General features: G+C 63.0%; 11 protein-coding genes. 8 read left to right on the top strand and 3 right to left on the bottom strand.

What is annotated here, in order from left to right:
- Positions 1–82 precede the first annotated feature (82 nt).
- Positions 83–2,653: a PAS domain-containing sensor histidine kinase gene (locus X771_RS147970; protein WP_023688649.1), complete on the top strand. Its 2,571-nt coding sequence runs from the start codon at positions 83–85 to the stop codon at positions 2,651–2,653.
- Positions 2,654–2,737: 84 nt separating this feature from the next.
- On the top strand, positions 2,738–3,448 hold the full coding sequence (locus X771_RS147975) for a DeoD-type purine-nucleoside phosphorylase (protein WP_023688648.1): 711 nt from the start codon (positions 2,738–2,740) through the stop codon (positions 3,446–3,448).
- A 5-nt stretch (positions 3,449–3,453) separates the two neighbouring features.
- Here the strand turns inward: X771_RS147975 and X771_RS147980 are convergent, their stop codons facing one another.
- Positions 3,454–3,756, bottom strand: a complete 303-nt coding sequence (locus tag X771_RS147980; protein WP_023670924.1) for a ribbon-helix-helix domain-containing protein — start codon at positions 3,754–3,756, stop codon at positions 3,454–3,456.
- Positions 3,757–3,976: 220 nt separating this feature from the next.
- Between X771_RS147980 and X771_RS147985 the strand changes: the two genes are divergently transcribed.
- The 3 genes from X771_RS147985 to X771_RS147995 all read left to right on the top strand — a co-directional run bounded on the left by X771_RS147985 (position 3,977) and on the right by X771_RS147995 (position 6,600).
- Positions 3,977–4,372 carry a VOC family protein gene (locus tag X771_RS147985; RefSeq protein WP_023684616.1) on the top strand — a complete coding sequence of 132 codons (396 nt, stop codon included), beginning with the start codon at positions 3,977–3,979 and terminating at the stop codon, positions 4,370–4,372.
- Between the two features lie 80 nt (positions 4,373–4,452).
- On the top strand, positions 4,453–4,977 hold the full coding sequence (locus X771_RS147990) for a twin-arginine translocation pathway signal (RefSeq protein ID WP_023688647.1): 525 nt from the start codon (positions 4,453–4,455) through the stop codon (positions 4,975–4,977).
- Positions 4,978–5,028: 51 nt separating this feature from the next.
- Positions 5,029–6,600: a GMC family oxidoreductase gene (locus tag X771_RS147995; RefSeq protein ID WP_023688646.1), complete on the top strand. Its 1,572-nt coding sequence runs from the start codon at positions 5,029–5,031 to the stop codon at positions 6,598–6,600.
- Between the two features lie 62 nt (positions 6,601–6,662).
- Here the strand turns inward: X771_RS147995 and X771_RS148000 are convergent, their stop codons facing one another.
- Positions 6,663–8,576 (bottom strand): PhoX family phosphatase, encoded by a 1,914-nt coding sequence (locus X771_RS148000; RefSeq protein ID WP_023688645.1) that lies wholly within the window; start codon positions 8,574–8,576, stop codon positions 6,663–6,665.
- 117 nt (positions 8,577–8,693) lie between these two features.
- Positions 8,694–9,089, bottom strand: coding sequence for a hypothetical protein (locus X771_RS148005; protein WP_023688644.1), 396 nt, complete (start codon positions 9,087–9,089; stop codon positions 8,694–8,696).
- 312 nt (positions 9,090–9,401) lie between these two features.
- Here X771_RS148005 and urtA point away from each other — a divergent pair, with 312 nt between their 5' ends.
- The 3 genes from urtA (at position 9,402) to urtC (ending at position 13,670) form a co-directional block, all read left to right on the top strand.
- A complete protein-coding gene (gene urtA / locus X771_RS148010; RefSeq protein WP_023688643.1) occupies positions 9,402–10,712 on the top strand; it encodes an urea ABC transporter substrate-binding protein in 1,311 nt (436 codons plus the stop codon).
- Between the two features lie 112 nt (positions 10,713–10,824).
- Complete coding sequence (urtB, locus tag X771_RS148015; RefSeq protein ID WP_023688642.1) at positions 10,825–12,441, top strand: urea ABC transporter permease subunit UrtB; 1,617 nt, start codon at positions 10,825–10,827, stop codon at positions 12,439–12,441.
- Complete coding sequence (gene urtC, locus X771_RS148020) at positions 12,438–13,670, top strand: urea ABC transporter permease subunit UrtC (RefSeq protein WP_023688641.1); 1,233 nt, start codon at positions 12,438–12,440, stop codon at positions 13,668–13,670. Before urtB ends, urtC begins: the two co-directional genes overlap by 4 nt.

Raw genomic sequence — 13,670 nt, 5'->3', positions numbered from 1 at the left:
GCCGCCAAGGCCTTTTCCGGATTAGGAGAATGTGATTCAACCGGCCGGGGGCGGTGTCGGACAACTCACGAGCAGGGGGCATATGGCCAGGGAAACGCGCGGCGATTTCTATCCGGTACCGATCGTCGATCAGAACACGCGGCCAGGCGCGGTTACCCGGCTCATCGTGTTCATCATCGTCCTGACTGGGGCCGCGATCGTTTTCGGCATTTTCCGCGAGCGTCTTGGCGATCCGTTCCTGCTCGGCATGCTGGGCGTGCTTGCCATGATCGGCGTCGGCTTCCTGTTCGCCACGGCCATCGGCTTCGTGCAGATCGCGCCGCGTTCGACCGGGGATGAACTGTCGAAGGCCTTCGTCGATTCCATGTCGCAGGGCCTGATCGTCACCGACACCAAGGGCCGCGTCGTCTACGCCAACCGGGCCTACGCCGAGATGACCGGTGCCGCGTCGGCCGCCGATCTGAAGACGGTCGAAGGCCTGCTTTCCGATGTCCCCGAAGCTTCGGTAACCATATACCGGCTGGCCTCGGGCTTGCGCGATGGCCAGGCCGGCGACGGTGAGTTCCGGCTAGCACAGTCGATCCGGCCGGGCGCCGAACCCGGCGCGCGCTGGTACCGGGCGCGGGCCCGGACCTTCAGCGTTCCCGGTCAGCGCCTGCCGATGCTTGCCTGGCAGCTTGCCGATATCTCGCAGGAACGGGCCGAGCAGGAGCGTTTCTTCCTCGACTTGCAGAAGGCCATCGACCATCTCGACCATGCGCCGGCCGGTTTCTTCTCGGCCGACCAGGAAGGCCGTGTCACCTACATCAACGCCACGCTCGCCGAATGGCTGGGCATCGATCTGGCGAGCTTCACCCCTGGCGCCGTGACACTCCCGGAAATCGTCGCCGGCGACGGCATGGCGCTGGTGCGCTCGGTCAAGGCCGATCCCGGCACCACCCGCAACGCCGTCATCGATCTCGATCTGACGACGACAACCGGCGAGGCGGTGCCGGTGCGCTTCATGCATCGGGTCTCGGCCAGCCGAGAGGGGACCAACGGTCCGACCCGCACCATTGTGCTCAACCGCACCCAGGGCGAGGACGCATCGGCCGACCTTCGTGCTTCGGAAGTGCGCTTCACCCGTTTCTTCAATTCGACGCCGATGGCCATTGCTGCCGTCGACAATGGCGGCCGCATCCTGCGCACCAACGCGCCGTTCCTGTCGCTGTTTTCCTCCGTCGTCGACGGCGACGCGGTCGACCGCCGCGTGCGGCTGGACACCGTGATCCATGAGCGCGACCGGCCGGCCTTTGCCGCCGCGTTCGAAAAGGCGCGGCTGAGGCAGGCCGACATCGAGCCGATCGACACGCTGCTGCCCGGCAATGAGGAGCGTCACATCCGCTTCTACGTCAACGCCGTCGCCGACGGCACCGGCGAGGGCGCCGAGGAATCGGCCATCGTCTATGCCGTCGAGACCACCGAGCAGAAGGCGCTCGAGGGCCAGATGGCGCAGAGCCAGAAGATGCAGGCTGTCGGACAGCTTGCCGGCGGCATCGCCCACGACTTCAACAATGTGCTGACCGCCATCATCATGGCGTCGGATCTTTTGCTGACCAATCACCGTCCGTCGGACCCATCCTTCCCCGACATCATGAACATCAAGCAGAATGCCAACCGGGCGGCCTCGCTGGTGCGGCAGTTGCTCGCCTTCTCGCGCAAGCAGACTTTGCGGCCGGAAGTGCTGAACCTGACCGACGTGCTTGCCGATCTCCGGATGCTGCTTGCCCGCCTGGTCGGCAACGAGATCAAGCTGAAGGTCGACCACGGCCGCGATTTGTGGCCGGTCAAGGTCGATATCGGCCAGTTCGAGCAGGTGGTGGTCAACCTCGCCGTCAACGCGCGCGACGCCATGCCGGCCGGCGGCGACCTCACCGTGCGCACCCGCAACGTCACCGCCGAACAATGCAAGAGCTTCTCCTACCGCGAGCTCACGCCTGCCGACTATGTCGTGGTCGAGGTCGAGGATAGCGGCTCGGGCATTGCCCCGGACGTGCTGAAGAAGATTTTTGAGCCGTTCTTCACCACCAAGGAAGTCGGCAAAGGCACCGGCCTTGGCCTGTCGATGGTCTATGGCATCATCAAGCAGACCGGCGGTTTCATCTTCTGCGATTCCGAAGTCGGCAAGGGCTCGACCTTCCGCATCTTCTTGCCGCGCCATATCGTGGAGGCGAAGAAGCCCGGCGACGTCAGCGAGGCGCCGGCTGCGCCGGTGAAAGCCGCCGACAGCGCCAAGGACCTGTCGGGCTCGGCCACTGTGCTCCTCGTCGAGGACGAAGACGCCGTGCGCATGGGCGGCTCGCGGGCGCTGACCTCGCGCGGCTATACCGTCCATGAGGCCTCCTCGGGCGTCGAGGCGCTGGAAGTCTTCGAAGCGCTCGGCGGCAAGGTCGATATCGTCGTGTCCGACGTGGTGATGCCGGAAATGGACGGACCGACGCTGCTCGGCGAACTGCGCAAGCGCCAGCCCGACATCAAGTTCGTCTTCGTATCCGGCTATGCCGAAGACGCTTTCGCCAGAAACCTGCCGCCGGACGCGCAATTCGGCTTCCTGCCGAAGCCGTTCTCCCTCAAGCAGCTGGCCACCGTGGTCAAGGATGTGTTGGAGTCTTAGGGCGCCCTAATTCAAAGCTTGCGCAATGACGTGACGCTGCCATGATTGCAGGCGAAACGGGCGGCGGGTATTGGGGAGCATGTCGTGACGCCGCACAACGAGGCTGCCAGGGGCGACTATGCCGCAACGGTGCTGTTGCCGGGCGATCCGCAACGCGCCGAGTGGATGGCAAAGACATTTCTTGAGGCACCGCGCTGCGTCAACCGCCGCCGGGGCGCACTCGGCTTCACTGGTCTCAATCGCGGCCGTCCCATCAGCATCCAGGCCACCGGCATCGGTGTCCCGTCCTTCCTGGTCTATGTGCATGAACTCCTGGATGTTCACGGCGTCAAAACGCTGATCCGCACAGGTACCTGCGGCGGCCTGACACCCCGCGTGCCGCTGCGCTCCTTGGTGATCTCGCAGTCGGTGCGCGCCGAAAGCGACCAAAGCGGCCAGGTCTTCGGCCTCTACGATGCTGCCGCCGGGCCCGATCCCGGCCTGTTCGCCCACGCTTTGGCCTGCGCCGCCCAGCTCGGCATCGACCACCAGGCCGGGCTGACCATCTGCAGCGACGTCTTCTACCACCCTGTAGGGCGCGACCGCTTTGCCGAAGCGCAGGCGCTTGGCGCTCTCGCTGTCGATATGGAAACCAGCGCACTCTACCGAATCGCGGCGCATTTCGGCGCCCGCGCGCTGTCGCTGCTGACCGTCGTCGACAACATCGTGACCGGCGAACAGACTGCCTATTCCGAACGTCAGGCGCTGTTCACCGATATGGCGCGGCTCGGGCTCGACGTTGCGGCGGAAGGCTAGCTTCCTCAGGCCGCTTCGCGCTTCGGCGTCAGCTCATCCATGTCTGGCCGGTGACCGCGCAGATAGAGCGCGCAGGTGGTACGCAGCATCGACGCGAAGTTGGGAATGGCGCCGTTGATCTCGATCGCCTCGTCATAGAGTTTTGAGATGAACTTCGGCGTCGTCAGGCCCTGGCTGTCGGCAATTTCGTCAAGCAGCGCCCAGAACGTTCCTTCAAGCTGGATACTCGTAGAGTGACCGTCGATGCGGATCGACCGGTTGATCTGTCGATAGCCTTCCGGATCCTGCCCGGCAAAAACCCTGCACATCCTTACCTCCCGATATTGTTGGTTTTGGGCGCAGCGTGTCGCGCCTTCAAGTTGTGGTTGTCCCTGCATGTTCGGCCTTGTGGGCCGAATCGGCAATCGGACTTTCGTCTTTAGGCGCTGGCATAGCAGCGATTGCAAATTTAGCCGTGGTAACCGGCTGCCACCACCTTTCGCGCGTGCCGCCCATAATCGCCTCCAACATGCAGCGGCGGAGACTGATTTGGCGAAGGCAATCCATTCCATGATCCGGGTTCTCCAAGAGGCCAGATCCGTCGATTTCTACAGAAACGCTTTCGGGCTCGACGTCGCCGACAGGCTGGATTTCGAGACATTCACGCTGATTTACCTTGCCAACGCCGAAACGGGGTTCGAGCTCGAACTCACCGTGAACAAGGGCCGCACCGAGCCTTATGGGCTTGGCGACGGTTACGGCCATCTGGCGGTCTCGGTGTCCGATCTCGACAGCGAACACGACCGGATCGGCGCGCTCGGCCTCAACCCCAAGAAGATCGTCGAATTCAACCGCGACGGATCGCTGATCGCCCGCTTTTTCTTCATCGAGGACCCCGACGGCTACAAGATCGAGGTTCTGCAGCGTGGAGGGCGCTTCCAGTAGGGGATTATCAGCCGCATTCAGCCGCGCGGCGCCAGCAACGGCGCTGTTCAAGGGCGCAAACAGCAAGCAGGGAGGAACAAATGGTCACGATCTATGACGCGAGGCTCTCACGTCGTGAACTTCTCAAACGCGGCGGCATCGGCGCGCTGCTCGTCATTTCCGGCAGCGCCGTCATCAGCCCTGAAAATGCCTGGGGGCTCGAGACATCAGCGCTCAAGCCCGAAACCATGGCGACGCTGATCCAGATGGCGCGCGACATCTATCCGCACGATCAGGTGCCCGACAAATACTACGCCATCGCCGTAAAAGGCCATGACGAGCAGGCCGGCAAGGACGCTGCCTACAAGACGATGATCGAAGACGGCATCGCCGACCTCGACAAGAAGTCGGGCGAGGGCGGCTATCGCGGCCTCGGCTGGGAGGAGCAGCGCGTCGCCGTGCTGCAGCAGATCGACGCGACGCCGTTCTTCCAGTCCATCCGCGGCGGCCTCGTCGTCAGCCTCTACAACCAGCAGGAGGTGTGGCCGATCTTCGGCTACGAGGGCGAATCCTACTCCAAGGGCGGCTACATCGCGCGCGGTTTCGACGACATAGAGTGGCTCTGAGCCCTTCCGTCGTTCTGAAACCCGGCAAACAGGAATTCATGGGAGGAAACCATGGCAGCTTCATTTGATCTCAACAACGATGGCGTGGTCGTGATCATCGGCTCCGGCGCCGGCGGCGGCACGCTCGGCAACGAACTCGCCCAGAAAGGCGTCGATGTCGTCATCCTCGAGGCCGGCGCGCGCCACGAATACGAGGATTTCATCAATGATGAGTGGGGTTCCTTCAGCCAACTCGCCTGGACGGACAAGCGCACGACGTCCGGCGACTGGCGGGTGTCGAAGGATTTCCCCAATTTGCCGGCCTGGATAGTCAAATCGGTCGGCGGCTCGACCACGCACTGGGCCGGCGCCTCGCTGCGCTTCCAGGAGCATGAGTTCAAGACGCTCTCGACCTACGGCAAGCTGGAAGGCGCCAACCTGCTGGACTGGCCGGTCACATTGGCCGAGATGGAGCCGTACTACGCCAAGGCGGAAGCCAAGATGGGCGTCACCGGCACCAATGGCTGGCCGCGGCTGCCCGGCAACAACAATTTCAAGGTGCTCAAGGCCGGCGCCGACAAGCTCGGCTACAAGGAATGTCATACCGGCAACATGGCAATCAATTCGGTCGAGCGTGATGACCGGAACTCCTGCCAACAGACCGGCTTCTGCTTCCAGGGCTGCAAATGGGGCGCCAAATGGTCGACGCTCTATACCGAGATCCCCAAGGGCGAGGCCTCCGGCCATCTCGAAGTCCGGCCGAATGCCATGGCGATCAAGATCAACCACGACGCCTCAGGCAAGGTGACCGGCGTCGTCTATGCCGACAAGGACGGCAAGCTGCAGGAACAGAAGGCCCGCATTGTCGCCGTCGCCGGCAACTCGATCGAAAGCCCGCGCCTGCTGCTAAACTCCGAGTCAGCGAAGTTTCCGCAAGGGCTTGCCAATTCGTCGGGGCAGGTCGGCAAGAACTACATGCGCCACACCACCGGTTCGGTCTACGCCATCTTCGACCAACCGGTGCATATGTATCGCGGCACCACCATGGCCGGCATTATCCGCGACGAGGCGCGGCACGATCCCTCACGCGGCTTTGTCGGCGGCTATGAATTCGAGACGCTGTCGCTCGGCTTGCCCTTCATGGCCGCCTTCCTCAATCCCGGCGGCTGGGGCCGTTCCTTCACCACCGCGCTCGACCACTATGATCACATGGCTGGCCTGTGGATCGTCGGCGAGGACATGCCGCGCGCGGAAAACCGCGTCACGCTGCACAAGGACGAGAAGGACGCGCACGGCATGCCGATCGCCGACGTGCATTTCGATGATCATCCCAACGACACGGCGATGCGCAACCATGCCTACAAGCAGGCCACAGCGCTTTATGATGCGGTCGGCGCGACGCGCTCCTTCCCGACGCCGCCCTATCCCTCAACCCACAATCTCGGCACCAACCGGATGAGTGAAAAGGCGGAAGACGGCGTCGTCAACAAGCACGGCCAGGCGCACGACATCAAAAACCTGTTCGTGTCGGACGGCAGCCAGTTCACCACCGGTGCGGCTGAAAATCCGACGCTGACGATCGTGTCGCTGGCTATCCGCCAGGCCGAATACATCGCTTCGCAAATGTCGGCCAAGACGATCTGAGCCGTCCTCCCGGATCGCTACGCGGAACGCGCATGGCGCGTTCCGCCCTTTTCCCTAGGACACTATGCGCCGACCGGCTGTCCGTCCTTGCGGCGGATGGCGACGACGGACGGCCGCGGCAATTGGCCATCCCTGAAGTCGGGCCACAGCGTCTGCGCCTTGTCGAGCGTCTCTGCATCTTCCGCAGGGTGCTGCACCGACAGGAACAAAGTCGAGCCGTCCGGCGTGAAGCACGGGCCGGTCGCTTCGGCGCCGTGCGGGCAGGTGAACAGCAGCTTCGGCAGGCCGCGCGCCGCACCTTCGGTGTCGACGCCATAGACGCCGTCCGGCAGGTCGAAATCATTGGCGCCGTCCGTCGCCACCCACAGCCGCCCGGCCGGATCGAAGGTGATGTTGTCGGGGCAGACGAACCAGCCATTGTCCGACGTATCCGGATGGAAGGTGGCGCCGACCTTGGCATCCCTGGGATTGCCGCAGAGCACGAACAGGTCCCAGGCATAGTTTTCGGCCGTGTGGTCGGCGTCCGCGCCGCGGCGGCCGGGCGGGATCAGTTCGACAATATGGCCCCAGAGATTTTCCGGCCGCGTGTTGGCCGGATTGACCTTTGACTGGTCGCGCTTCTTGTTCTTGGTCATCACCGCATAGACGCGGCCGGTCACCGGATTGGTCTCGATGTCCTCGGGCCGGTCCATCGGCGTGGCGCCGAGCGCATCTGCCGCAAACCGCGTCTTCAACAGCACCTCGGCCTGGTCGGCAAAACCGTTCTCGACGGTAAGCTTGCCCTGGCCGTGCACCAACGGCAGCCACGTCATCGAGCCATCGGCATCGAAGCGGGCGACCGACAGCACGCCATCGTCGAGCAGATCGGCGCCGGAGGCCGGATTGGCCTTGTCATAGGCCTTGGCCGAGACGAAGCGGTACATATATTCGAAATAGTCGTCGTCACCCATATAGACGACGACGCGGCCGTCCTTGTTGAGGACCACGGTTGAGGCCTCATGCGACATGCGGCCAAGTGCCGTGCGCTTCACCGGCCTGGACTGAGGATCGTAAGGGTCGATCTCGACCACCCAGTCGAAGCGGTTGGCCTCGTTCGGTTCCTTGTCGAGGTTGAAGCGGTCATGGAAGCGGCCGCGGCCATAGATGTCGGAGCCGTCGAAGCCGTAACGGTCGAGCAGGTCGGCAGTCGGCGCCTTTTTCGGGTCGCCGCCGAAAATGTCGGACACGCCTTCCTCGCAGGTCAGCACCGTACCCCAGGGGGTGAAACCGCCGCTGCAGTTGTAGCTGGTGCCGAGCACTTTCGTGCCAGTCGGGTCGGCCGAAGTTTTCATCAGCGCATGGCCGGCAACCGGTCCGGAAACGGTCATTTCGGTGTTGGCGGTGATGCGGCGGTTGAGCGGGCTGTCCGCCACGCTTGCCCACTTGCCGTCCTTCAATTGCACCTCGACGATCGAATGGCCCATCGCGGCCATGCCGAGATCGACCTGTTCCCTGGTCATCGTCTTGCCGGCATCGCCCTCGGTCATCCCCGGAAACATCACATTGGGCGAGATGTATTCGTTGTTGACGCAGAGCAGGCCATGATCGGAATTCACCGTGCCCTTGGGCAGCGGCATGAAGGCGATGTAGTCGCAATTGTAGCCGAAGCGCTTTTCCTGTTCCTCCGCCGCGACCTTGTTGCCGTCGAATTCGGCGAGGCCGGCTGCAAGCGGGTCGCCCCAGCGCGCGACGATGGTCGTCTCATAGCCTTCGGCGGCGGCATGGGTCTTGCCGTAGACCCGTTTCAGCTCGGGAAAGCCGAGCGTCGACTGCGCTGTGGCGGCATGCGTTTCGCCGGCAAACAAGGAGCCGACAAAGCTGCCGCCGGCAATCAGCGCGCCGGAGGCGAGGCTGCCTTTCAAAAGAGACCGGCGCGAGACGCGCTCGGCAATGATTTCGCGGATGACGGGGGAGGATGAAGACGGTGCATTGGCCATGGTGTCTGCCTCTCAGGGTGGATGTTACGGCGCACCGTTGCCCTAGTCTGCCTAGGCAACATTCACATGACATAAGAGGAAGGTTTTGCCGCAACTGGGCGCGGCACTACGCATCGCTCAGCCCTTGGTGCAGGTCGAGGCGGTGAAGGCGCCGTCGGGCTGCTTCAGAATGATGTCGAATGACGGGGCGGTCTCGCCGTCCAGTGTTGCCTGTGTCATGGAGACGGAGTTGCCACCGGTGGTATAGCCGCCCAGCGGCCCGAGCCAGGTGATCTCGCCATTGGCATTCATCTGATAGTTGTAGCCTTGCGTCGCGGTGCCGAATGTCACCGGACCACTATAGACATTGCCCTTGATAGTGATGTCGCCGAGGTTGAGGAAGGCGCCGAGCAAATAGACCTCGCAATGATAGGTGCCGTCCGGAAGCTTGCCCTCGCTGAAATCGGCGCGCGCGGCGCCGCTCGTTGCCATCAGCAGCAGGATGCCGGAAATGCATGAGGTGCGAGATGTCATGACGTCACTCTTTTGAAGGGCGAGCTTGCCCTATTTTTGCGCGGTACCGCAACATTGTTAGCCCGGAACACACGGCCGGAGATCAAAAACTAGGCATTTGTCTCAATTGGGCAAAAATTAGGCAAAAGCCATGTGCGCTGCGCAAATTTGCCTCAATCAATTTTCGCCGGCTACCACTGTTTTCTCGAGGCTAATATACCAACCGGCTGATAACGCTCGGCTATTCCATCTTCGTGAGCGGCGCCTTTGCGTTTGGCACGGCAGTTGCATTGCATTATCGCGGTGCAATCAAACAGCTTGGGAGTCTTCGGTATGAGGGGTAATTTCTCCACAATAACAAAAATGTTTTCGGCCGGCGTGGTCGCCGCCGGCCTGTCGATGTCGTCTCCGGCCCAGGCCGCCGAAGACACGATCAAGGTCGGCATTCTGCATTCGCTGTCGGGGACCATGGCGATTTCGGAGACGACGCTGAAAGACGCCATGCTGATGCTCATCGAAGAGCAGAATGCCAAGGGCGGTCTGCTCGGCAAGAAGCTCGAGGCGGTCGTTGTCGATCCGGCCTCCAACTGGCCGCTCTTTGCCGAAAAGGCGCGCGAGCTGATCTCGAAGGACAAGGTCGCCGCCGTGTTCGGCTGCTGGACCTCGGTGTCGCGCAAATCGGTGTTGCCGGTGTTCTCGGAACTCGACAACATCCTGTTCTACCCCGTCCAGTATGAGGGCGAGGAAAGCGAGCGCAACGTGTTCTACACCGGCGCCGCCCCGAACCAGCAGGCGATTCCTGCCGTCGATTATCTCATGAGCGAGGACGGTGGCTCGGTGAAGCGCTGGGTGCTGGAAGGCACCGACTACGTCTATCCCCGAACCACCAACAAAATCCTCGAGGCCTATCTGAAGGCCAAGGGCGTCGCCGCCGAAGACATCATGGTCAACTACACGCCGTTCGGCTTCTCCGACTGGCAGACCGAAGTCTCCGCAATCAAGAAATTCGGCTCGGCCGGCAAGAAGACCGCCGTCGTCTCGACCGTCAATGGCGATGCCAACGTTCCGTTCTACAAGGAACTCGGCAACCAGGGCATCAAGGCCGAGGACATCCCGGTCATGGCCTTTTCGGTCGGTGAGGAAGAACTGGCCGGTCTCGATACCGCGCCGCTGGTCGGCCATCTCGCTGCCTGGAACTATTTCGAGAGCGTCGACACACCCGAAAACAAGAAGTTCATCGCCGACTGGCACAAGTTCATCAAGAATGACAAGCGCACCACCAACGACCCGATGGAAGCTCACTATATCGGCTTCAACATGTGGGTGAAGGCGGTCGAAAAGGCTGGCACCACCGATCCCGACAAGGTCATCGACGCCATGGTCGGCGTGTCCGTGCCGAACCTCACCGGCGGCTATTCGACCATGATGCCGAACCATCACATCACCAAGCCGGTGCTGATCGGCGAGATCCAGGCCGACGGCCAGTTCGAGACCGTGTCGCAGACGCCCGGCCTCGTGATGGGCGACGAATGGTCCGACTATCTGCCCGATTCCAAGGACCTGATTTCGGATTGGCGCGCGCCTCTGTCCTGCGGCAACTTCAACGTTGCCACCGGCAAATGCGGCGGCAAGGGCACGAACTGATCCCTCCCGGGACTGACCGATCGTGGACGCGTCCACGATCGGTACCGCCAAGCGTCCGGGCGCTTCAGCCCGCCCGGACGCGGAATTTCCCCACAGAAGAGTATCTGAACGGATGATCCTGTTGCGCACTCTCGGCCTCATGCTGGTGTTCCTGGTGGCAAGCCTATTGCCGTCGAACGCAGCCGAAGCCGATCTGCGCGCCATCGTCGCCAAATTCGCCACGGGCACGGGCTTTGCCGCCACTGAGGCTGTTGTGCGCGAACTTGCCGCCACCGGCGATCCGCTGGTTGAACGGCCGCTTGCAGCCCTCGCCGAAGGCAATCTCTACATTCGTAAAGCCGATTCAGCCGTCTTCGTCGGCAGTGAGGCCGCCGACAGCGTCACGCTGCTCGACCCGCTGAGCGGCGAGAAAGCCGGCGACGCCGCCAAGGCCGACATCACCAAGATCAAGGTCAACAACACGCTGCGCCGTGTCATCCGAGATGCGCTGGGAACGCTGACGTTGCGCGCGAAAGATCCTTCTGTCCGCATCGCCGCCGCCGACACCATGTTCAAGACCCCCGATGCCGCCAATATCGAGCCGCTCGATGCAGCCATCGCCGCCGAGACCGACGCCAAGGTCAAGGCATTGTTCGAACAGGCGCGCGCGGCATCGGTGCTGGTCTCCGATAAGCCGGAGGCCGACAAGCTTGCCGCCATTGCCCTGATCGGCGCGCGCGGCGACCGCGACGCGGTCTCGCTGCTCACCGCGGTCGAGGCCAATGCGCAAGGCGCGGTCAAGGATGCCGCGACGGCGGCAATCGCCAGCATCAATTCGAGCCTGGCGCTGTGGGATGCCGGCCAGGACATATGGTACGGCATCTCGCTTGGCTCGGTGCTGCTGCTGGCCGCCATCGGCCTCGCCATCACCTTCGGCGTCATGGGCGTCATCAACATGGCGCATGGCGAGATGGTGATGCTCGGCGCCTACACCACCTTCGTCGTCCAGCAGGTGATCCGAACCTCATTCCCCGGCCTGTTCGACTGGTCGCTGGTGATCGCGCTGCCGCTCGCCTTCCTGGTTGCCGCTTCCGTCGGCCTGATCATCGAGCGCGGCGTCATCCGCTTCCTCTACGGCCGGCCGCTGGAAACGCTGCTCGCAACCTGGGGCGTCTCGCTTGTCCTGCAGCAGGCGGTCCGCTCGATCTTCGGGCCGACCAACCAGGAGGTCGGCAATCCCTCCTGGATGTCGGGCTCGTTCGATGTCGGCCAACTCGCCGTCACCTGGAACCGCCTCTGGATCCTGGTCTTCGCGCTCACCGTCTTCGGCGTTCTGCTCTTTGTCATGAAGCGCACGCCCTGGGGCCTGCAGATGCGCGCCGTCACCGCCAACCGCCGCATGGCCGCCTCGATGGGCATCCGGACGCCTTGGGTCGACGCGCTTACCTTTGCGCTCGGTTCCGGCATTGCCGGCATCGCCGGCGTCGCGCTCAGCCAGATCGACAATGTCTCGCCCAATCTCGGCCGCGGCTACATCATCGACAGCTTCATGGTCGTGGTCTTCGGCGGCGTCGGCAATCTCTGGGGCACGCTGGTCGGCGCCTTCTCGCTCGGCATCGTCAACAAGGTTCTCGAACCCTATGCTGGCGCGGTGCTCGGCAAGATCGTCGTACTGGTGCTGATCATCCTGTTCATCCAGAAGCGCCCGCGCGGCCTGTTCGCGCTCAAGGGCAGGGCGGTGGAAACATGATCACGGGACGCTTCTTCGCCGCGGGTGCCGACCGTCGCATCGCCATCACTATTTTCATCCTGCTGACGGCCGCCATTATCGTGCCGCTGCTCAACCTCGCAGTGTCGCCGCAAAGCGCGTTCTATATTCCGTCCTACATCGTCGCGTTGACGGGCAAGTACCTCTGCTATGCATTGCTTGCCTTGGCGCTCGATCTCGTCTGGGGCTATTGCGGCATCCTCTCGCTGGGCCATGGCGCCTTCTTCGCCCTCGGCGGCTATGCGATGGGCATGTACCTCATGCGCCAGATCGGCTCGCGCGGCGTTTACGGCAATCCGATCCTGCCCGATTTCATGGTGTTCCTGAACTACAAGGAATTGCCCTGGTTCTGGACCGGTTTCGACCACTTCTGGTTCGCCGCCATCATGGTGCTGGCGGTGCCCGGCCTGCTCGCCTTCGTCTTCGGCTGGTTCGCCTTCCGCAGCCGCGTCACCGGCGTCTATCTCTCCATCATCACCCAGGCGATGACCTACGCGCTGCTGCTTGCCTTCTTCCGCAACGACATGGGTTTCGGCGGCAACAACGGCTTGACCGATTTCAAGGATATTCTGGGCTTCAACGTGCAGGCCGACGCCACCCGCTCGGCCCTGTTTGCCGCCAGCGCCATCATACTCGCGCTCGCCGTCTTCATCACCTGGGCGATCGTCGGCTCCAAATACGGCAAGCTGCTGATGGCGGTGCGCGACGCCGAGAGCCGCACCCGCTTTCTCGGCTGGAGGGCGGAGAACGTGAAGCTGTTTGCCTTCACCGTCTCGGCTGTCATGGCCGGCATCGCCGGCGCGCTCTATGTGCCGCAGGTCGGTATCATCAATCCCGGCGAATTCGAGCCGTCCAATTCCATCGAAGTCGTGATCTGGGCAGCCGTCGGTGGGCGCGGCACCATTGTCGGCCCGATCGTCGGCGCGCTGCTGGTCAATGCCGGCAAATCCTGGTTCACCGGCCTGCTGCCGGAGTTCTGGCTGTTTGCGCTCGGCGGCCTGTTCGTCGCCGTAACCCTGTTCCTGCCCAAGGGCATCGTCGGCATGTGGGATTCCTGGCGCGGTAACGCTCGGGCGATGCGGGCTGCAGCGATTGCAGAGGAAGCGGGCACAGACCCTGATGCCGCGCCGCCATTGAAGATCGTGCGCAGCGCAGCAACAACGCCCGGTGCCTGGTCCGCGTCCGGGCCTGAACCGCAGCCGGCGGAATAG

This window comes from Mesorhizobium sp. LSJC269B00 (assembly GCF_000502815.1).
In the GTDB taxonomy this organism is placed as follows: domain Bacteria; phylum Pseudomonadota; class Alphaproteobacteria; order Rhizobiales; family Rhizobiaceae; genus Mesorhizobium.
Note: the sequence above shows the minus strand (reverse complement) of the source record. Positions and strands in the feature narration are given on the sequence as shown.